The sequence below is a fragment of the Kribbella sp. NPDC000426 genome (assembly GCF_040300265.1).
GTDB lineage: Bacteria > Actinomycetota > Actinomycetes > Propionibacteriales > Kribbellaceae > Kribbella.
This window is the reverse complement of sequence record NZ_JBEPDK010000007.1, coordinates 189,810-209,845: the sequence shown is the minus strand read 5'-3', so window position 1 is coordinate 209,845 and position 20,036 is coordinate 189,810. Positions and strand designations below refer to the sequence as shown.

The window sequence follows — 20,036 nt, the reverse complement described above, 5'->3', positions numbered from 1 at the left end:
CTGCCGATGCCTCAGGAGTTGGGTCAGATGCCCTCAGTCGCGTTCGAGTCGCAGGTCGGGCCGCAGGCTGGCTCTCAGGCCGGGTCCCAGGATGCGCCGGTCTGGCCGCAGTCCGTGGTCACGGTGGTCGGCAATCCACGGGCCGGTTCCCGGACGGCGGCCGCCGCGGCGTCGGTCGCGGAGTTGCTGGCGTCCGAGCTCGGTACGCCGTACCGGATCGACGAGCTGATCGACCTGGTGACGTTGGCCCCGGCGATCTTCGAGCCTGACGCCGATCGTGCGGCGCTGGACAGCGCGATCGATCTGGTGTCGTCGGCATCGGTGATCGTCGTCGCGACCCCGGTCTACAAGGGCAGCTACACCGGTTTGCTGAAGAGCTTTCTCGACGTCCTGCGACCGGCCGCGCTGGCCGGCGCGGTCGTCGTGCCGGTGACGGTCTCCGCGGCGCCGAGCCACAAACTGCTCGCCGACCAGCATCTCCGCCCGGTCCTCGCAGAGCTCGGCGCCAGCGTCCCGGTCCCCGGCGTGATCCTCGAGGAGCGCGACCTCGAAGATCTCCAGGTCGTCCTGTCGGGCTGGATCCGCAACAACGCCGGCATCGTCCAGGCAACCACCATCGCCCTGCAACCGGTCCCAGAACCCACACCGGCCCGGTAACGCCGACGGCCGTTCGCCGCATATCGTCGCTGGATGGACGATCGGGAGCGCGTCGAGCGAAATCGCACTGCGTGGGATCTGCGGGCCGGAGCGCACGTGTCGTCGGAGTTCTACGACGTCGACGGGTTCCGCGGCGGGCGCAGCTCGTTGCGTCCATTCGAGGTCGAGGCGCTCGGCGACGTACGCGGGAAGCGTCTGCTGCATCTGATGTGTCACCTCGGGCTGGACACGTTGTCGTGGGCTCGGCTGGGTGCGGACGTCACTGGCGTCGACTTCTCTGGTGAGGCGATAGCGGCTGCCCGGCAGTTGGCCGACGAGGTGGGACTGGCGGCGAAGTTCGTGCAGTCGGATGTGTACGACGTGGCCGACGTACTCGAGCCTGCGTCGTACGACGTGGTGGTCGCGACGTACGGGGTGCTGGTGTGGCTGCCGGATCTGGACAAGTTCGCGCGGATGGCGGCTCGGATGCTCCGGCCCGGTGGGGTGCTGTTCCTTGCCGAGTTCCATCCGCTGCAGTCGATGGTGGATGACGAGCTGCGCGTGCGTACGTCGTACTTCCGGAGCGGTGCTGCTGATCGTGAGGTGACGAGCAGCTACACCGGGCAAGATCTGCCGGGACATGTGCAGAGCACGTGGCCGTGGACAGTCAGTGGGTTGGTGAATGCGTTGAGCGCGGCCGGTCTGCGGATCGAGCGGCTCGACGAGTTGCCGGTGGATCTGCGGCAGCGGAGCCCGGAGATGGTGCAGGACGCCGATGGGTTCTGGCATCTGCCGGGGGATCCGCTGCCGCTGTTGGTGACGTGTCTGGCTAGTCGCTGAAGTTGGGTTGGGTCGGGGCGTGGCGGAGGGTTGTGGTTGCGGGGATGAGGGTTGAGCCGAAGGTGAGGATGGTGGCGGCTGCGACGATGACGCCGTAGATCCAGAGTGGACCGGTGGGAAGCGTGCTGTTGGCGACCTTGGCCGAGAAGGGGAGCAGGCAGGCGAGGGCTACTGCCGTGCCTAGCGTGACTCCGGCCAAGGTGACTAGCGTGCTCTCGGTCCAGAGCATCCGCATGACCTGCAGTCGGGTCGACCCGGTCAGCCGTTGCAGGGCGAACTCGCGGCGCCGGCGCAGGGTCGACGACACGAGGGTGTTGACGACCGAGACCGCTGTGTACGCGATCAGCATTCCGACGAGCATGTAGTTGACCCACGCCTGCGTCTGCAGATCTTCAGCGTTCGCGGCCACCAACGTACTGCGGTCTGCGACCTGCACCGTCGGATGAGCCGCTGCCAGCTTGGCCAGCCCCGGCCGTACGTCGGCACCGGGTGCGGCCCGTACGAGGATCTGCTTGGTCAGACCGTCTGTTGTGTGAGCGGCGACCAACGACGCGGGCATGATGATGGTCTCGTACCCGCGCTCCGCCGCGAACGTCGCAACCACCCGCAGCTTCACCGGGGTCCCGTCGCCCAACGTCATCGCGATCTCGGATCCGACCCCGCGTCCCGTCTTCGTGGCCATGTACTCCGGAATCGCGACAGTCGAACCGGTCAGCCCCGCGAGCGATCCGCTGGTGAGCCGGACCGGCGCCGTACCGTTCGCGCCCTGGGCGTCCACGCCGATCACCGGCGCGCCGTCCTCGTCGAACGGCGACTTGCGCGGGTCGTCCACCGCGCCGATGCTCCGGACGTACGCCGACGCACTCGCGACACCCGGTACTGCGCGGACCTGCTCGAGCAGCGCCGGCGACAGACCGGCATCCGAGACCACCACGGCGTCTGCGCGCAGGTCCCGCGTGAACGCTTCGGAGGAGGCATGGACCTGCGTCGTCTGCATGTACAGGTTGGCCGTTGAGATGCCGACGGCAAGCATGACCGGCATGACCGCGGCGGACATCGCGACCGAGCGCGCCGACAGGTTGCGGATCGCGAGCCGACCGTTGACCCGGGTCAGCGCCTGCACCGGCCACCGCCAGAACGCGAGCACAGCCTTTGTCCAGAAGGGCCCGAGGACGGCGACACCGATCGCCCAGCAGAGGATCGACGGGCCGGCCGTTGAGGCAGCCAGCGGTCCGGTCATCACCGTGGCGGTGACGATCAGCAGCGCGAGTCCGCCGCCGAGGAACAACAGACCGAACAGCAGCCGGATCCAGCCGAACCACTTGCGCTGCAGCGAGGCCTCGACCAGCGCCTCGACCGGACGGATCTTCGCGGACTTCCGGGCCGCGATCAGTCCCGCACCGACGGCCGCGAGTACGGCGGCACCGGCGCCGGCCGCGAACGGGATCCAGCCTTGCGAGAACTCGATCACCGACGACGCGACGCCGTGCGTGCTGAGCTGGTCGAAGAGGAAGCGTCCAAGGAACGTGCCCGGGATGACGCCTACTGCGACGGCCGGCAGCGAGACCAGGAGCGCTTCGCCGAGGATCATCCGGCGAACCTGTCCAGGCGTCGTACCGATTCCGCGGAGTAGCGCGAACTCGCGCTCGCGGTGCTGCGCCGCCAGGGCCAGCGTCGAGGCGACGACGAACATCATCGTCATGGTCGCGATACCGCCGAACGAGCCGGCGACGGCGATGAGGGCCGTCTTCTGCGACTCGGCGTCGGGGTGCTCGGCCAGCCCACGGTCGACACCTTCGCGGACCGTGAGGTTGCCATCCAGCTTTTGCAAGCTCTTCTTGACGGTGTCGACGTTGGTGCCGGGCGCAACCTGTACGCCGACGTCGGCGAAGCGGGCCGGGTTACGGACCAGCTGGGCCGCGTCGTGGTCGGAGAAGAAGGCGTGTCCGGCAGGACCTGCGGCCAGCCCGCTGATGGTGTAGGTGCGCGGGTCGCCGTTGACCAGCAAGGTGACCTGGCGGCCGACCTTCCCGGTCGGCACGACGACCTGACCGGCGCGCGGGGCGTGGCCCGCGGTCAACCGGTAGGGCGCGAGGGCGGCGCTGGACCAGTTGTGGCCCTCAGCAACCGACGGTCCGAACGCGGGGAAGGTGTAGTCGCCGATCGCCGACGAAACGCCTTGTACAGAACGAATCTTGGCGAGCATGTCGACGGAGACGCCGACGCGTTCCGGCAGGGGAGTTGCGTCCTCCTCGCCCGGGCGGAGATGGGATTGTTTGCCGGTGACAACCAGATCGGTGCCGGCCAGACGTTGCGGCTCGACGTTGGAGCGGATGCCGGTCTCCATCAGTCCGCCGCACGCCATCACGATCGCCGTACCGAAGACGACCGCGACGAAGGTGGCGATGAATCCGCTCTTGCGGTGACGCAAGGTGCGGATGGCTTGGCGTATCATCCCGCCACCACCTGCAGGTTCGACCGCGCGCCGAGGTGGGTCATCCGGTCGGCGACCTGCTCGGCCGTCGGCGCGGTCAGGCTGCCGGCGAGGACGCCGTCGGCCAGGAACACGACCTGGTCGGCGTACGACGCCGCGACCGGGTCATGGGTGACCATGACAACCGTCTGGCCCTGCGTGCGAACGGGCTCGCGGAGCAACTCAAGTACGTCGGCCGCGGTCTGCGTGTCCAGGGCGCCCGTCGGCTCGTCGGCGAAGATCACAGCCGGGCGGGCGACGAGGGCGCGGGCGATGGCGACCCGCTGCTGCTGGCCACCGGACAGCTCGCCCGGGCGACTCCTCTGCTTGTCAGACAAGCCGACGCGCTCCAGGACCTGGCGGACCGCGGCCTTGTTCACCCGCCGGCCGTCGAGCTCCTGCGGCAGGCAGACGTTCTGCCAGACGGTCAGCGCGGGCAGCAGATTGAAGGACTGGAAGACGAACCCGATCCGCTCGCGGCGAAGCTCGGTCAGCCTGCGCTCGCTCAGCCCGGCCAGCGGCAGGCCGTCGATCAGCACCGAGCCCGATGTCGGCCGGTCGAGCCCGGCCGCACAGTGCAGGAACGTGCTCTTGCCCGAACCCGACGGACCCATCACCGCGGTGAAGGTGCCGGGGGCGAACTTCATCGAGATCCCGTTGAGGGCGGTGACGGTGTTCCCGCCCCGGCCGTAGACCCGTCGTACATCCTGCAGGACGACCGAGTATCCGGTCCCGTCGACTGCTTCCTGCTTCCGCTTTCTCATGCCGTCGACGCTACGGAGCAACGGCGTACCGCCCCATGGTGCTGGACCACCGTACGGGGTGGGTGAAACTCCACCTAGGAACGCAGCAGCGCTCGCAGTCCGGCCTTGTAGGTGGCCGGAGTGATGTCGCCGATCAGCAGCCGCTGCAGGACGAAGCCGGGGATCATCCCGAACATCACCTGCGCGACATGCTCCGGGGCGACGTCCGGTTCGAGCGTGCCGTCGGCCTGGGCCCGGCGCGCGATCTCGAGGAAGTGCTCGCGGAGCTGGCAGTACTTGCCCTTGGCGACGTCGCGGATCTCGTTGTTGCGCAGCGCCTCCGCCCACGCCTGGACCGCGACCCGAGTGACGTCGCCGCCGGGCGCCTCGGCGACCTTCACGACATGGTCGATGGTCGCCTCGAGCGCGGCCAGCGGGGTCAGCGGCTGGTCCGAGGCGAGGATCTTCTCGAAGAGCTCGTCGATCGTGCTGAGTGCGTCCTCGGCGATCGCCTCGACGATCTCTTCCTTGCTTTTGAAGTAGCCGTAGACCGCGCCGGCCGAGAGGCCGGACGCGCGGATCACGTCGGCCATCGTCGTCTTGTGGAAGCCCTCCTCGATCACACAGGTGCGCGCCGCCGCGACGATCTGCTCGCGGCGGGCCAGGCGGTGCTCCTCGGTGACCTTCGGCACGCTCGAAACATAAAACGAATGTCCGTTCTTGACAAGTCGCCAGGCGGTGAGGAGTCTATAAAGAACGGACATTCGGTTTTCTTCGTTGAAGGAGTTCCCGCCATGACCACTGAGGCGCACGCGGCCGAGCGTCGCCGGCCGCCGCTGATCGCCGTCATCGTGCTGCTGACCGCGGTCCTCACGGTGTTCCTGATCGCCTTCGCCTGGCCGTCCGCACGTTCCGAACCGCGGGACGTGCCGATCGCGGTGTCCGGTCCGACGCCCGCCGTCGAGCAGGTGCGGACCAAGCTCGACCAGGCGATACCGGGCGGCTTCGACATCACCGCCGTACCGGACCGGCAGGCGGCCGTGCAGCGGATCGAGGACCGGGACGTGTACGGCGCGATCGTGCTCGACTCGGCGCAGCCCGAGGTGCTCACGGCGTCCGCGGGCGGTCCGGTCGTAGCGCAACTCCTCACGCAACTGGCTGGTCAGCTGGACGGCCGCGCGAAGGTCACGGACATCGTGCCGCTGCCGAAGGACGATCCGCGGGGTGCGGGGCTGGCCGCGGGTGCGCTGCCGCTCGTGCTCGGCGGGATCATCGCGGCCGCTGCTCTGACCCAGTTGGTGCGGCCCGGGGCGAAGCGGGTGATCGGCGCTCTGGCGTTCGCGATCACCGGCGGGCTCGCGTTGGCCGCCGTACTGCAGTTCTGGCTCGGCTCGTTCGAGGGCAGCTACCTCGGGAACGCCGGCGTGATCGCGATGTCGATCGGGGCGATCAGCATCACCCTGCTCGGCCTCGAGTGGCTGATCGGTACGGCGGGACTCGCGCTCGGCGGCGCGACGATGATGCTGCTCGGCAACCCGCTGTCCGGGATGACGAGCGCGCCGGAGATGCTGCCGAACGGCTGGAGCACTCTCGGGCAGTTGCTGCCGCCGGGGGCCGCGGGTACGGCGCTACGCTCCGTGAGCTTCTTCGACGGCGCCGGCGCGGCCAGACCACTCGTCGTACTGGCCTGCTGGTTGGTGGGCGGATTGGCCCTCTGTGCGCTCGGATCGCTCCGGACCCGGGGACGCGCCGTACCGGCTCGACACGAGGCTTCAGCCGTCGCAGCCTGACAAAGTGAAGGTATGACAGCGCGGTGACCGGATCGTTACACCCTGGTCACCGCGTTTCTGCCTGACTGCTGCGACAACGTTGTCTGTCAAGCATTGACTTCGGTCGCTCGAGGCTCCTACGGTCGCGGGAAAGCCCGCTGGGTTTGGGCCGTGGTACCGGCATGACAACGATCGCCCGAAGGTGGACCTGATGGTGACTAGGAAACGTTTCATGGCAGCGGCCGCCGCGGGCGCGCTGCTGCTGGGGGTCTCGGCCTGTAGTCAAGGCTCGACGACCAAGCAGCCGGACGCCGGCAGCTCGCAGAGCTCCGGACCCGCGCACATCAAGATCGCGTACCAGCAGTGGGGTCCGGGCGTGGTGATGAAGAACTTCCTCACCGGCGTCAAGACCGAGTACGAAGCCGCACACCCGGGATCCCAGGTCGAGATCGTTCCGGTCGTCGCCAGCGAGAACGACTACTACACCAAGATCCAGTTGATGATGCGTTCGCCGAACACGGCGCCGGACATCGTCTACGAGGACACCTTCCTGATCAACTCCGACATCACCGCGGGGTACCTGAAGCCGCTCGACGACTACATCAAGAACTGGGACCAGTGGAGCCAGTTCGAGGACACCGCCAAGGGCGCGGCGCGCGGCCAGGACGGCAAGACGTACGGCGTACCGGACGGCACCGACACCCGGGCGCTTTGGTACAACAAGGAAATCTTCAAGAAGGCGGGCCTGCCCGCCGACTGGCAGCCGAAGACGTGGGACGACGTACTCAGCGCCGCGCGCACCATCAAGCAGAAGGTGCCGGGCGTGATCCCGTTCAACATGTACTCCGGCAAGCCGATGGGTGAGGCCTCGGCCATGCAAGGCTTCGAGATGCTGCTCTACGGCACCAAGGACACCCTGTACAACTACGACCAGAAGAAGTGGGTCGTCGGCAGCCAGGGCTTCAAGGACTCGCTGAACTTCGTCAAGACCGTCTTCTCCGAGGGCCTGGCGCCGTCGCCGAAGGACGCGCTCAGCCCGAACATGGGCAGCAAGGTCGGCACCGAGCTGCTGCCGCAGCAGAAGCTGGCGATCGACCTCGACGGCTCGTGGATCTACGGCAACTGGCTGAAGTCCGGCGCCAAGCCGTGGCCGCAGTGGAGCACGGTGCTCGGCCAGACCGCGATGCCGACCCAGGACGGCGGTGGCAAGGGCAAGGTCAGCCTCTCCGGCGGCTGGACCTGGGCGATCCCGGCCAAGTCGAAGAACCCCGACGCCGCCTGGGACTTCATCAAGACCCTGCAGACGCAGAAGAACGCCGCCAAGTACGCCACCGACGGCGCGCAGATCGCGGTCCGTAAGGATGTCGCCTCGGACGCGGCGTACAAGTCCTCCTCGGCGAGCACGCAGTTCTTCACCGACCTGGTGTCGGTGACGGTCTACCGGCCGGCGCTCCCGGAGTACCCGAAGGTCTCCAACGAGATCATCACCGCGATGGAGTCGGTGATGACCGGTCAGTCCCAGCCCGACGCGGCGGCGAAGAACTACGACCAGGCGGTCGAAGGCATAGTCGGCGGCAAGGACAGTACGACGACGCAGAGCACCGGTCAGTAGCTCCGACGGAGGAATCTCCCCTGTGACGACGACTGTCGCTCCTACCTCCACGGCCGCCGCTGGCACACCCAGCCGGCGGCCGCGGGGGGCCAAACTCGTCAAGATGCTGCCGCTGTCGCCGGCCATCGGACTGATGCTGGTCTTCCTGGCCGGCCCGATCATCTACTGCGTGTACGCCGCGTTCACGAACATGGCGCTCACCGGGCCCGGCGCGGCGAACGTGAAGTTCGTCGGGCTGGAGAACTTCCGCAAGGCGTTCTCCAGCGGCGCGTTCACGAACTCGATCTGGCTGACGCTGGTCTTCACGCTGATCTCCGCGATCATCGGGCAGAACACGCTCGGCCTCGGACTCGCGCTGCTGATGCGCAAGTCGACGAAGGTCGTGCGGAACTTCGTCGGTACCGCCGTCATCGGCGCGTGGGTGCTGCCCGAGATCGTCGCGGCGTACCTGCTGAGCGCGTTCTTCAACGACGACGGCACGCTGAACGTGATGCTGCACGCGGTCGGCCTGCCCGGCCAGGACTGGTTGTACGGGGCACCGATCATCGCGGTGTCGCTGGCCAACATCTGGCGCGGTACGGCGTTCTCGATGCTGGTGTACTCCGCGGCGCTGAGCGAGATCCCCAAGGAGATCGAGGAATCGGCCGAGATGGACGGCGCCGGCGGCTGGCGGCGACTGCTGTTCGTCACGATGCCGATGATCACCCGCGCGATAATGACCAACCTGATGCTGATCACGCTGCAGACGCTGAGCGTGTTCGGCCTCATCTACGCGATGACCCGCGGCGGCCCGGGGACCAAGTCTCAGACGTTGCCGCTGTACATGTACGAGCAGGCGTTCAGCTTCTCCCAGATCGGCTACGGTACGGCGATCGCGTTGGTGATGCTGGCGATCGGTGCGGTCTTCTCGCTGATCTACCTGCGTGGCCTGAACTCGGAGGCAGCATGATTGCCCGCGACCGGATGAGCAAGCTCGCATCGAACCTGGTGCTGCTGGCCATCGGCGTACTGTTCGTCCTGCCGTTGTTGTGGGTGCTGTTCGCATCGATCAACCGGACGGCGGGGTTGCGGGTCGAGTTCCCGACGCATCCGACGTTGGGGAACTTCAAGGCGGTGCTGAACACCGACACGACGTACCGGCCGGTGCTCAACGGGGTGGTGCTGTGCGGCGGGGCGGCGTTGCTGACGATGGTGTGCGCGGTGCTGGCCGCGTATCCGTTGTCTCGGTTCAAGACGCGGTTCAACCGGCCGTTCCTGCTGACGGTGCTGTTCTGCACGGGGTTGCCGATCACCGCGGTCATGGTGCCGGTGTACGGGTTGTTCGTGCAGCTGAACCTGGTGGACACGATCGGCGGGACGATCATGTTCATGGCGACGTCGGCGCTGCCGTTTGCGATCTGGCTGACGAAGACGTTCATGGACGGCGTACCGCTGTCGCTGGAGGAAGCAGCCTGGGTCGACGGCGCGGGGAACATGCGCGCGCTGTGGGCGATCGTGCTGCCGCTGATGTGGCCGGGGATCGCGGTGGTGCTGATCTTCACGTTCATCGGCATGTGGGGCAACTTCTTCGTCCCGTTCATGCTGCTGCTGTCGCCTGAGCGGCTGCCGGCCTCGGTCAGCATCTTCACGTTCTTCGGCCAGTACGGCGAACCGAACTACGGACAGCTCGCGGCGTACTCGCTCATCTACACGACCCCCGTCCTCCTCCTCTACCTCCTCCTCTCCCGCAAACTAGGCGGCGCCTTCGCCCTCGGCGGAGCCATCAAGGGCTGACCTCTCGAACACCAGCCGCCGCGAAAGGACACCGCTTCGCGGCGGCTGTTCTATTGGCCGGCTTTGCCGGCGTGTGGGTCGTGGCGAGCAGGTTCGTTGTCGGCGCAACAGCTGAATTCGTGGGCTCGCCACGCCGCTTCGCCGGAGTAGGTGAGTGTCGGCAGATGTCGTCGACCGTGCCGTCCACCACGCCCGACGTCTTCACCCTCGAGGGCGCCGGCTACCACCGACGTGACCAACTAAAAGCCAGCCGGCCTCTAGCGATTGCCAGAGGCCGGTCTGCGCATCGAACCCGTCTTGAGTGAGTGCTCAGTTGGGGCTGTCGACGGCGTTGCTCACCGGGGCCCACTCGTCGAGTTCTGCGATTCGGGCGACCAGTGCGGTGCGGATGTCCTGGACGGCGGCGCTCCCGGTCGCGATGCGGTGCGGCGTTGTGTCCGCCTCGGTGGCGGCGATGATCGCGTCCACGACACGGTCGGCAGTGTTGAACGCGGTCGGCGGCAGGCTGCCGATCGTCTTGAGGACTTCGCGCACAGTCTGGTCGTAGTCGCCGATCGTCTCGACGTGGTCCAGGTTGGCCAGGAAGGACGTCGCCGTCAGGCCGGGCTCGACCAGCGTGACCTTGATGCCCAGCGGGTCGAGCTCGCCGAACAGGGCTTCGGTCAGACCCTCGACGGCGTACTTGGTTGCCGCGATCATGCCGACGCCCGCGTGCGCCAGCTGCCCGAAGTAGGACGAGCCCTGCAGGATGTGGCCCGATTTCTGGGCGCGCAGCGTCGGCAGCGTTGCGCGTAGGACGTTCAGGACGCCGTGCACGTTGGTGTCGAAGATCGCGCGGACCTGTGCGTCGGTCGCTTCTTCTACGGCGCCGAAGACGCCGTAGCCGGCGTTGTTGGCGACGAAGTCGATGCGACCGAACCGTTGGAGGCCGGCGGTGACGGCGCTCTGCAGCTGGCTGAGGCTGGCGACGTCGGCACTGGCGGAGAGCACCTGGTCGCCGTACTTCTCGGTGAGCTGTGTCAGGCCTTCGGCCCGGCGTGCGACGGCGATCACGTTGTCGCCCCGATCTGCCGCGCGGACGGCCAGGGCAAGGCCGATTCCGGATGAGGCACCGGTGATGAACCAGGTGCGGGTGGACGGGGTCGGGGTGTGCGCTGAGGTCATCATGGTTAGGACCATAACAGCTTCACTCATAACGTCAAGAGGGGCTGTGGAGTTTCTGTTATGGTTGAAACGCGAGTGGCCACAACTAGTCGGAGGGAGTGCGGCGTGCGTACTTCGACGTTGTCCCCGCTCGAGTTGGTGCTGGCGTTCGCGAACACGCATGCAGACGCCGGCGACCGCGTCGAGCGATTCACCGACACTGAAGGATTGACGACCTGGCTGGGCGAAGTTGCCTGGGGCGGGGCTGAGCCGGCCAGAACCGTCGCGGACTCAGACGTCGTCGAGGCTCGAGAGCTTCGGGACGCACTGGTGACGGTGCTGCTCTCGCACTCGAATGATCCTGCTACCTCGGATCCGGCGGTCCGGTCTGCTGAGGCAATACTCGAGAGAGCCGGCGACAGGTGTCCGGTCGCCGTGCGGCTGAGTGGCGCAGAGGCACGGCTTGGTCCAGGATGCGGCGGAGTAGCAGGGGCGTTCGCAGGCGTGCTGGCTGCGGCGACCGAACTTGCGCTGTCAGGCCAATGGTCTCGGATCAAGGCGTGCCGCAACGAGCCTTGTCATTTCGCGTTCTTCGACCGGAGCAAGAACACATCGGCCGGCTACTGCAGCACCCAGTGCTCGAGTCAGGCGTCGATGCGCGCCTACCGCGCCCGGAAGAAGGAAGCGCTCACCGGCAGCACGTCGAACCACACCGACAACAAGTAAGGACAGAAAGGTTCTGTCGTTAGCTACGTGTTTGGAGTGAGGGTGGTGCGGGCTTGCTTCCAGAAGGCGAGTTTCTGGTCGAAAGTCCAGTCCCACTGAGTGTCTGGCGAGGACTTCGCGTAGCGGTCGAGGGCGATCGGCGCCAGCGGGGCTGTTGAGTCGGGTGCGGTGTCGGTGACTACGGCCAGGCGGACGATGAAGGTGACTAGGCGGGTCAGCTTTGAGTGGTCCTTGGTGGATTCCAGCTCTTTTAGTTGGGAGCGGAGTTGCTTGATGGTGCGGAGGGCGGCGCGGTGCTCGCCCCGGCCGGTGGATGCGGCGATCTCGTCGGCAGGGATTCCTAGGAGCTCGGCGCAGGTGTCCAGGTCGTCGGCGGGCTCGGCGGTGGACTTGCCGAAGAGGCGGGGCTTGTCGGACTGCAGGCGGTCGGCGATTTCGTCGAGCAGCTGGTCGAGGCCGCGTACCACCTCGGGGAGTACGCCGTCGGCGGTCCTGCGGCGGTTGGTGGCCAGCGCGATCGTACGGCTGTGCTCGGCCTCGACGGTCGTACGCAGCGACTCGGGCCAGTCGTCCAGCCCGGTCAGCTCCTCCTGCGGTGGCGCGGACGCGTTCAGGTCACCCGCCTGCAGCGGCTTGGCGCCGGAGCGGGCCGCGTCGATCTCCTGCTCGAGCTTCTTCTGCGGACCCGGAACGATTGAGCTCACACGTCTACCCTACGCAGGTTCCACACCGACGGGACCACCAGCGTGATGACGGTGATCAGCACGAACAGGGCAGCGCCGTACAGTTCGACGGCTTTTACGCTGAGGACCGCGGCGACGTAGCCGACGGTGAGTTGACCCGCGGGGCCGGCGATGAACGAGCCGAGCATGTCGTACGACGAGACGCGGCTGAGCTTGTCGATCGGGACGTGCTGGCCGAGGGCGGTCTCCCAGCTGATGCCGAAGATGTCGAAGCCGACGCCGAGCAGGAACGCCGCGATCGCCATCGCCCACGTGTACGGGAAGAGCGCCAGGCACAGCATGACCGGGACCGTGAGCAGCATGCCGATCATGCCGGTGCGCAGCGGGCGGCGTGGTTTGAGGCGGAGCATGATGATGCCGCTGGCAACTAAACCGGCGCCGAAGCAGGCGCTGACCAGGCCCCAGCCGGTTCGCCCGAAGGTACGGTCCGCGATCACCGGGCCGAGCGTCTGGTAGCAGGCGGTGAAGATCAGGTTCAGCAGGCCGAAGGCGAGCACGATCACCCAGATCCACTGCCGGGAGACGAACTCGCTCCAGCCGTCGCGCAGGTCGGTCAGCATCGACGTGGCGGCGCGCTCGATCCGCGGGATGGCCAGCCGGGACAGCAGCGCGGCGGCGATCAGGAACGTCGCGCCGTCGACCGCGAGCCCGACACCCGGACCGGTCAGGCCGACGATCACACCCGCGACCGCGCCGCCGCCGATCATCGCGCTCGACCGGGCGAAGCCGGCGATCGCGTTCGCCTGCGGGAGTTCGCTGCGATCCACGATCGACGGGAGGATGCCGGTCATCGCGGGCATCACGAACGCGGCCGCGATCCCGTTGACCGCCTCGATTGCGGCGAGTTGCCAGATCGTCGCGTGCCCCGAGAGTACGAGCGTCGCCGCGAGGCCCTGCGTGAGTCCGCTGACCGTGTTGGCGACCACGAGCACGAGGTGCCGCGGGAGCCGGTCGGAGATCATGCCGCCGATCAGCAGGAAGACGATGTTCGGGATGCTCCGCGCCGCGAGCACGATCCCGACCGCGCCGGCGGAGTCCGAGACGTCGAGTACTGCGAACACCAGCGCCACCGGCGCGATCGTCGACCCGAGGATCGAGATGAACCGCGCGCAGATGAACACCCGCACGTCCCGATGCCGCAGTACAGCCAGATCCTGCCGGAACCCCACTACGCCCCCTCCGTCACCGCGAACCCGCCGATCCTACGGTCTGACGGCGCCCACCGACGCCCGGTTTTCCGGAGGGCAGAGTGACTATCCGTCGGCGAGGCGGAAGTCGAGTTCGACCTCCCACTTGGTCTTGCGTGGTTCGGTGCGGGGGTCGGTGCGGAACGCCTCGTACCTGCAGGCGAAGAGATCGCCCTCGGGGACATCGCGGCGGTCGAGGGTCAGTTGCTGGTCGGCGACCCAGTCGAGGAGGGCGCGGTTTGCCCGGAGCGAGTGGTTACGGTAGGTGAGCGTCGCGTACCGTCCGGCCGGCAGCGTGGCCGGTCGCACGCGGTCGTCGCCGGGCAGCGCTTCCGGGGTGGTCATGCCGACCTCGAGATCCATCGGGCCGGCCATGTCGATCACATGCAGACGCAGGAAGAACAGCCCGGAGTCGTCGACGCCGGTCTCCCGGAGCCAGCCGAACAGCTCGTCGAGCAGCTCGTTCCGCTTCGACAGCATGCCGCGGAACGGCGTGATCGTCCGGATCCCGAGGTAGTGCTGCTCCGGTCGCTCCACGACCCGCGGCGGTTCGAGTAAGTCCATGTCCACCTCCGTCAGTCCGCCCGACACTATATGTCGGCGGACCCGTCAGGTGACGGGTTGTCCTTCGTTGTCACAGGGTGTGATGGGGGGAATGCCGTTACCTTGGGGTATTGGTCCTCGATCTGCAGGAGGCTCCGTGAAGATCAACGACGTACTGCGTGGTAAGGGCAACCAAGTCGTCACCATCTCCCCAGAAGCCACTGTCACCGAGCTGCTCGCACTGCTGGCCGAGAGGAACATCGGCGCGGTGGTGGTCAGCGCGGACGGGTCGACGGTGTCCGGAATCGTGTCGGAGCGTGACGTCGTGCGGCTCTGGAACGGTACGCCGGACGCGGGAGACGTGCGCGTGAGCGCGATCATGACGGCCGAGGTACACACCTGTACGCCGGACGACCTGATCGACAACCTGATGCGACTGATGACGGACCGCCGGATCCGGCACGTCCCGGTCGTTGTCGACGGCAACCTTGCGGGACTGGTCAGCATCGGTGACGTGGTCAAGTCCCGGATCGGCGAACTCGAGTTCGAGAAGGAACAGCTCTCCAACTACATCAGCAGCTGATCCGACGGCCCGCCTCCGCTCGGGTCGAAGCCCGAGCGGACGAACAGCGGCCGGTCAGCTCAGGTCGATCAGATCGCCGAGGTCGAGGCCCTCGAGTTGCGGGCGCACGTCCTTGGCTTCTCCGACGATGACGACCAGCAGGCCGTCGGTTCCGACGTACCGGCGGTAGGCGTCGGTCGCCTCGGCGGCGGTGGTCGCCGCGATCTGGGTCAGGTACGTGTCGGCGAAGTCGATCGGTACGCCGTTCGCGATGTTGCTGCCGACCTGCTGGGCGACCGAATCGGCCTGCTCGTAGCGCAGGGGAGCGGTGCGGATGAGGCTGTCCTTCGCCTCCTGGACCTCCTGCTCGGTGAGGCCGTCGCGGGCCTCGCGCAGGATGCGCAGCGCGTCACCGATCGCCGCGCCGGTCACCTCGGTGCGGACGGCGCCGCCGAGGCTGAACGTTCCGCCCTTGCGCGGCGCGGCGAAGCTCGTCCGCGTGCCGTACGTGTAGCCCTTCTCCTCGCGCAGCACGGTGTCCACGCGGGAGGTGATGGTCCCGCCGACCACGTGGTTCGCGACCGCGGCCGAGCCCCACAACGGATCGCGCCGGTCGGGTCCCTTGCACCCGATCAGCAGCTGGCTCTGCACCGAACCCGGCCGATTGACGAGCACGACCCGGTTGCCCGGGATGTAGATCGGCTCCGGCGCCTCGCCTGCCAGGCCCGCGCCGGACGTCCAGCCGGCGAAGGCCTCGTCGATGATCGCCGCCGCGTCGACACCGGTCGCGTCGCCGGCGAAGAGGATCTCGGCCCGCTCCGGCCCGATGTTCCGCCGGTAGAAGTCAGCGACCTCAAGATGAGTCAGCGGCCGGATCGTGTCCGGCGTACCAGCGGTCGGACGGGAACGGCGCGTCGACGGGTCGAACAGATGCGACGCGAACGCCTCGCGCGCCCGGTACCCGGCGTTGGCGCGCTCCTGGTTGATCTCGCCGAGCCGGATCGTCACGTGCCGCCCGACGTCGGCCTGGTTGAACGCAGGCCGCGTGATCGCCTCGGCGAGCAGCGCGACGGCCGGCGCGAGATGCGACACCGGGACGGAGATCTCCACGTGCAACGCGTCCGAGCTGACGTCCACGCCGTACGCCGCTCCGTGCCGCTCCAGCGCGGCCGCGAACTCGTTGGCCGAGTGCAGTTCGGTGCCCTCGTCGAGTGTCCGCGACATGATCGTCGCGACGCCTTCGAGCTCACGCGGCTCCGCGATCAACGGCATCGCGATCGTGACGCGCACGGTGGCGACGTACTGCCCGGGGCGGTCGAAGACGTGCACCGGCGTACCGACGCTGGTCCGCGTCGTCACGGCCTCCGGGAACTTCCACGGCCGCGGCGCACCGACGGCCGGCGGGGTGGTGAGCACCTGGTTCATTCCTGCTCTCCTGCGGTCTCGGTACGGCGGTAGCTGACCTGCACCCGTCCAGCCGCACGGATCCACTTGGCGGCGGCCGCCTGCACCTGCTCGACGGTCACGGCCTGGACCTGGTCGATGCGGTTGTTGATCCGGTCCGGGTCGCCGAACAGCAGCGCGTGGTGCGAGATCTCGTCGGCCCGGCCGGCGCAGGTGGCGAGCTGCTCCAGCCAGTCGCGCTCGGCCTGCGCCTGCACGGTGGCCAGCTCGTCCGCGGACACGCCCTCGGTGGCCAGCTTCTCGATCTCCTCGAGCAGTGCGTCCTCGACCTTCTGCAGGTCGACGCCGTCCGACGCGATCCCGGTCAGCGTGCCGAACGAGACGCCGCCGATCAGCGGCAGCGCGCCGCCGGACACCGACTGCGCGATCTGCTCGTCGCGGACCAGCCGCCGGTTCAGCCGGCCGCTCTGCCCGGCCGCGAGGATGTCGAGGGCGAGCCCGGCCGCGTCGAGCTCCGGCGTACCGTCGACCGGCAGCCGGAACATCATCGTGATCAGGTCGGACGGTACGTCGGACTCCACGTCGTCGCGCTGTACGTCGGTCATCGGCCCGATCGTCCCGTCCGGCGCCGGCGGCGGCGCGGGGATCGCGGGCAGGTGGCCGAAGTACCGCTTGGCGGCGTCGAACGCGTCGTCCTCGGACACGTCGCCGACGATCGTCAGGACGGCGTTGTTCGGGCCGTAGTACTTGCGGAAGAACGCGTGCACGTCCTCGAGCGAGGCGGCGTCGAGGTCGGCCATCGACCCGATCGTCATATGCGCGTACGGGTGGCCCTCGGGGAACGCGAGCCGGACCAGCCGTTCGTACGAGTCGCCGTACGGGCGGTTGTCGTAGCTCTGCCGCTTCTCCTCCTTCACGACGTCGCGCTGGTTGTCCAGGTTCTCCTGGTTGACGGCGTCGAGCAGGTAGCCCATCCGGTCCGCCTCGAGCCAGAGCGCGAGGTCGAGACCGCCGCTGGGCAGCGACTCGAAGTAGTTGGTGCGATCGAAGAACGTGCTCGCGTTCAGGCTGGCGCCGGCGGTCTCCAGCAGGCTGAAGTGCTGCCCGGAGGCGACATTGCGCGACCCCTGGAACATCAGGTGCTCGAAGAGGTGCGCGAACCCGGTCAGACCCGGTGGTTCATGGCGCGATCCGACGTCGTACCAGAGGTTCACGGCGACGATCGGGACGGCGCGGTCCGAGCTCACGACGACCCGGAGGCCGTTGTCGAGCGTCTGCTCCGCGATGGGGTACGTCAAGGGCATACCGGCCACCATACGTGGTCACGAAATTCGCGGCAGGTCCTGTCGATTCCGGTCCGGGTCGCGCATCGGAGTGGTAGATGCTGTAACCGACGGCGGACGAGAGAGGTGACCCCGAGTGGGCAAGTACCTGGTGATGATCTACGACGACGAGGCGAAGTGGGCCGCGGACGACGGATCGGTGATGGAGCAGAACCACAAGAACCATCAGGCCTTCGCCGAGGCCAACGCGACCGCGATCCGCGGCGGCGGGCAACTCGACGGGAGTGAGACCGCGACGTCGATCCGTTCCGACGGCAGCGGCGGGTACGTCGTCACCGACGGCGTCTTCGCCGAGACCAAGGAAGTGATGGGCGGGTACTACATCATCGAGGCGGCCGACCTGGACGAGGCGCTCGCGATCGCCAAGCAGGTGCCGTCGCCGATGGGCGGTGTCGAGGTCCGCCCGCTGGTCAACGGTGGCTGACGTCGTCGCCGCGGCGGTGGCGGAGGCTCACGAGAGCGAGTGGGCCTCCGTACTCGCCGCGACCGCGCGGTTTGCGGCGGACCTAGATCTGGCCGAGGACTGCGTGCAGGACGCGTACGCGAAGGCACTGGTGCATTGGCGGGCCGACGGTGTGCCGAGGAAGCCGGGCGCCTGGCTGACGACAGTCGCGACCCGGCGGGCGCTGGAGCTGAGGCGGCGGGCTGGTGTGGCGCACCGGAAGCTGCCACTGCTCGTGCCGGACCTGGCGGACGACCTGTCGCCCGAGCCAGACGGTGGCGTTGCGAGCGGTGTGTTTCCGGACGATCGGTTGCGGTTGGTGTTCACGTGCTGCCATCCCGCACTGGCGCAGGAGGCGCAGGTCGCGCTGACGCTGCGGCTGGTGTGCGGGTTGTCGTCGGCGGAGATCGCGAAGGCGTTCCTGGTGAAGGAAGCCACGATGCAGGCCCGCATCACGCGTGCCAAGCAGAAGATCTCCCGCTCCGGCATCCCGTACCGCATCCCGCGCGCTGACGAGTTGCCGCAGCGCATCGAGGCCGTGCTGGACGCGGTGCACCTCGTGTACACGGCTGGGCACACGGCACTGGACGGCGACGAGCTGACCAGGCCGGACCTCGCGCGGCGCGGGATCGACCTGGCCCGGATGATGCGGATGCTGCTGCCGGACAGCGCGGAGACGGCGGGTCTGCTGGCGCTGCTCCTGCTGACGCAGGCGCGGGAGAACGCACGGGTCGACCAGGACCGGCGGCTGGTACTGATGGAAGACCAGGACCGTTCACGGTGGGACGGGCAGTTGATCGCGGAAGCGCTGCAGCTGGTGCCCGACGCGTTGGCCGGCCGGGACCGGACCTCCCTCGGGCGGTTCGGCGTGATGGCGGCGATCGCCGCCGCGCACGCAGAGGCCCGACGCTGGGAGGACACCGACTGGCGCGAGATCCTGGGGCTGTACGACGTGCTGCTCGCGCGCTGGCCGTCGCCCGTAGTTGCGCTGAACCGGGTGGTGGCGCTCGCGTACGTCGACGGCCCGGAGGCGGCGCTCCGGGCGCTGGACGACGCGGCGGGACGCCAACCGTTGGCGGACGAGCCGGCGCTGGCGACGTACCCCTATCTGGCGTCCACGCGAGGGGAGCTGCTCTGGCGGCTCGGGCGCGTGGAGGAGGCGCGGGCGGCGTACGAAGAGGCGCTGGCGTTCACCAGCAACCCGGTGGAGGCGGAGTTCCTCCAGGGCCGGATCACTCGAGGCGCTTGAGTACTTCGTCGTGCAGGCGGCCGTTGGTGGCGACGGCGTTCGGGCCGTTGGGGCCGGGGGTGCCGTCGACCGACGTGAACTTGCCGCCGGCCTCGTCGACGATGATGGCCAGCGCGGCCATGTCGTACAGGTTGAGCTCCGGCTCCGCGGCGATGTCGACCGCGCCCTCGGCGACCAGCATGTACGACCAGAAGTCGCCGTACGCGCGGGTCCGCCAGACCGAGTCCATCAGGTCGGCCCACTGGTTCTTCTTGCCGAGCTTCTCCCAGCCCTTGAGCGACGCGTACGACAGCGAGGCGTCCTCGATCTTGCTGACGTCGCTCACCCGGCACGGCTGCGACGAGTGCAGCGCGCGACCGGTCCAGGCGCCGTCGCCGTACGACGCCCACCAGCGCTTGCCGAGGGCCGGGGCGGAGACCACCCCGACGACGACCTGGTCCTCGATCATCAGGCTGATCAGCGTCGCCCAGACCGGGACGCCGCGGATGTAGTTCTTGGTGCCGTCGATCGGGTCGACCACCCAGCGGCGGACGCCCCAGCCGCTGGTGCCGTCCTCCTCGCCCACGAACGCGTCCCGCGGCCGGGCCCGGGCGAGCGTCTTGCGCATCACGTCCTCGACCTTCTTGTCCGATTCGCTCACCGGGGTGAGGTCGGGCTTGGTGGCCACGTGCAGGTCGAGCGCCTTGTAGCGGTCCATCGTGGTCGAGTCCGCGTCGTCGGCCAGGATGTGGGCGAGCCGCAGGTCATCCGTGTGCGAAGGCATGCCGGAAGGCTAGCCTGAACCCCGCTCGCAGGCTCCGGCTGTCCGGGAACTGTTGCGGATCGGTTGCGGCGTGGATTGAACCGAA

The 20,036-nt window shown here is 68.1% G+C and carries 20 protein-coding genes; 10 read left to right on the top strand and 10 right to left on the bottom strand.

What is annotated here, in order from left to right; translation table 11 throughout:
• Nucleotides 1-27 precede the first annotated feature (27 nt).
• Nucleotides 28-657, top strand: a complete 630-nt coding sequence (locus ABT313_RS32600) for an NADPH-dependent FMN reductase (protein WP_350861740.1) — start codon at nucleotides 28-30, stop codon at nucleotides 655-657.
• Nucleotides 658-690: 33 nt separating this feature from the next.
• The gene (locus tag ABT313_RS32595; RefSeq protein WP_350861738.1) at nucleotides 691-1,476 is read left to right on the top strand and encodes a class I SAM-dependent methyltransferase; all 786 of its coding nucleotides are present in this window, start codon (nucleotides 691-693) and stop codon (nucleotides 1,474-1,476) included.
• Here the strand turns inward: ABT313_RS32595 and ABT313_RS32590 are convergent.
• From ABT313_RS32590 to ABT313_RS32580, 3 genes are all read right to left on the bottom strand, one after another.
• On the bottom strand, nucleotides 1,466-3,931 hold the full coding sequence (locus tag ABT313_RS32590; protein WP_350861736.1) for an ABC transporter permease: 2,466 nt from the start codon (nucleotides 3,929-3,931) through the stop codon (nucleotides 1,466-1,468). The two genes, ABT313_RS32595 and ABT313_RS32590, sit on opposite strands and share 11 nt — an antisense overlap.
• On the bottom strand, nucleotides 3,928-4,713 hold the full coding sequence (locus ABT313_RS32585) for an ABC transporter ATP-binding protein (protein WP_350861734.1): 786 nt from the start codon (nucleotides 4,711-4,713) through the stop codon (nucleotides 3,928-3,930). The genes ABT313_RS32590 and ABT313_RS32585 overlap by 4 nt, the downstream gene beginning before the upstream one ends.
• Nucleotides 4,714-4,787: 74 nt before the next feature.
• A complete protein-coding gene (locus ABT313_RS32580; RefSeq protein ID WP_350861732.1) occupies nucleotides 4,788-5,384 on the bottom strand; it encodes a TetR/AcrR family transcriptional regulator in 597 nt (198 codons plus the stop codon).
• A 102-nt stretch (nucleotides 5,385-5,486) separates the two neighbouring features.
• Between ABT313_RS32580 and ABT313_RS32575 the strand changes: the two genes are divergently transcribed.
• From ABT313_RS32575 to ABT313_RS32560, 4 genes are all read left to right on the top strand, one after another.
• A complete protein-coding gene (locus ABT313_RS32575) occupies nucleotides 5,487-6,482 on the top strand; it encodes an ABC transporter permease (RefSeq protein ID WP_350861730.1) in 996 nt (331 codons plus the stop codon).
• Between the two features lie 190 nt (nucleotides 6,483-6,672).
• Nucleotides 6,673-8,073 (top strand): extracellular solute-binding protein, encoded by a 1,401-nt coding sequence (locus ABT313_RS32570; RefSeq protein WP_350861728.1) that lies wholly within the window; start codon nucleotides 6,673-6,675, stop codon nucleotides 8,071-8,073.
• A gap of 103 nt (nucleotides 8,074-8,176) precedes the next feature.
• Nucleotides 8,177-9,022 (top strand): carbohydrate ABC transporter permease, encoded by an 846-nt coding sequence (locus tag ABT313_RS32565; protein WP_350861726.1) that lies wholly within the window; start codon nucleotides 8,177-8,179, stop codon nucleotides 9,020-9,022.
• Nucleotides 9,019-9,846: a carbohydrate ABC transporter permease gene (locus tag ABT313_RS32560; RefSeq protein WP_350861724.1), complete on the top strand. Its 828-nt coding sequence runs from the start codon at nucleotides 9,019-9,021 to the stop codon at nucleotides 9,844-9,846. The genes ABT313_RS32565 and ABT313_RS32560 overlap by 4 nt, the downstream gene beginning before the upstream one ends.
• 309 nt (nucleotides 9,847-10,155) lie before the next feature.
• On the opposite strand, the gene ABT313_RS32555 is transcribed toward ABT313_RS32560, so the two are convergent.
• The gene (locus tag ABT313_RS32555; protein ID WP_350861722.1) at nucleotides 10,156-11,013 is read right to left on the bottom strand and encodes an SDR family NAD(P)-dependent oxidoreductase; all 858 of its coding nucleotides are present in this window, start codon (nucleotides 11,011-11,013) and stop codon (nucleotides 10,156-10,158) included.
• A gap of 102 nt (nucleotides 11,014-11,115) precedes the next feature.
• Here ABT313_RS32555 and ABT313_RS32550 point away from each other — a divergent pair, with 102 nt between their 5' ends.
• Nucleotides 11,116-11,715, top strand: coding sequence for a CGNR zinc finger domain-containing protein (locus tag ABT313_RS32550; RefSeq protein ID WP_350861720.1), 600 nt, complete (start codon nucleotides 11,116-11,118; stop codon nucleotides 11,713-11,715).
• Nucleotides 11,716-11,738: 23 nt separating this feature from the next.
• On the opposite strand, the gene ABT313_RS32545 is transcribed toward ABT313_RS32550, so the two are convergent.
• From ABT313_RS32545 to ABT313_RS32535, 3 genes are all read right to left on the bottom strand, one after another.
• On the bottom strand, nucleotides 11,739-12,419 hold the full coding sequence (locus ABT313_RS32545; protein ID WP_350861718.1) for a hypothetical protein: 681 nt from the start codon (nucleotides 12,417-12,419) through the stop codon (nucleotides 11,739-11,741).
• Nucleotides 12,416-13,627: an MFS transporter gene (locus tag ABT313_RS32540; protein WP_350861716.1), complete on the bottom strand. Its 1,212-nt coding sequence runs from the start codon at nucleotides 13,625-13,627 to the stop codon at nucleotides 12,416-12,418. Before ABT313_RS32540 ends, ABT313_RS32545 begins: the two co-directional genes overlap by 4 nt.
• Before the next feature lie 84 nt (nucleotides 13,628-13,711).
• Entirely contained in the window at nucleotides 13,712-14,209 is a 498-nt protein-coding gene (locus ABT313_RS32535) for a GyrI-like domain-containing protein (RefSeq protein WP_350861714.1), read from the bottom strand.
• Between the two features lie 136 nt (nucleotides 14,210-14,345).
• Here ABT313_RS32535 and ABT313_RS32530 point away from each other — a divergent pair, with 136 nt between their 5' ends.
• A complete protein-coding gene (locus tag ABT313_RS32530) occupies nucleotides 14,346-14,771 on the top strand; it encodes a CBS domain-containing protein (RefSeq protein WP_350861712.1) in 426 nt (141 codons plus the stop codon).
• A 54-nt stretch (nucleotides 14,772-14,825) separates the two neighbouring features.
• On the opposite strand, the gene ABT313_RS32525 is transcribed toward ABT313_RS32530, so the two are convergent.
• Nucleotides 14,826-16,175 carry a M16 family metallopeptidase gene (locus tag ABT313_RS32525; RefSeq protein WP_350861710.1) on the bottom strand — a complete coding sequence of 450 codons (1,350 nt, stop codon included), beginning with the start codon at nucleotides 16,173-16,175 and terminating at the stop codon, nucleotides 14,826-14,828.
• A complete protein-coding gene (locus ABT313_RS32520) occupies nucleotides 16,172-17,458 on the bottom strand; it encodes a M16 family metallopeptidase (protein ID WP_350861708.1) in 1,287 nt (428 codons plus the stop codon). The genes ABT313_RS32525 and ABT313_RS32520 overlap by 4 nt, the downstream gene beginning before the upstream one ends.
• A gap of 115 nt (nucleotides 17,459-17,573) precedes the next feature.
• On the opposite strand from ABT313_RS32520, the gene ABT313_RS32515 reads away from it, so the two are divergent.
• Complete coding sequence (locus tag ABT313_RS32515) at nucleotides 17,574-17,921, top strand: YciI family protein (protein ID WP_350861706.1); 348 nt, start codon at nucleotides 17,574-17,576, stop codon at nucleotides 17,919-17,921.
• Nucleotides 17,914-19,188 (top strand): RNA polymerase sigma factor, encoded by a 1,275-nt coding sequence (locus ABT313_RS32510; protein ID WP_350861705.1) that lies wholly within the window; start codon nucleotides 17,914-17,916, stop codon nucleotides 19,186-19,188. Before ABT313_RS32515 ends, ABT313_RS32510 begins: the two co-directional genes overlap by 8 nt.
• Here the strand turns inward: ABT313_RS32510 and hisN are convergent.
• Entirely contained in the window at nucleotides 19,172-19,951 is a 780-nt protein-coding gene (hisN, locus tag ABT313_RS32505; protein ID WP_350861703.1) for a histidinol-phosphatase, read from the bottom strand. The two genes, ABT313_RS32510 and hisN, sit on opposite strands and share 17 nt — an antisense overlap.
• Nucleotides 19,952-20,036 lie beyond the last annotated feature (85 nt).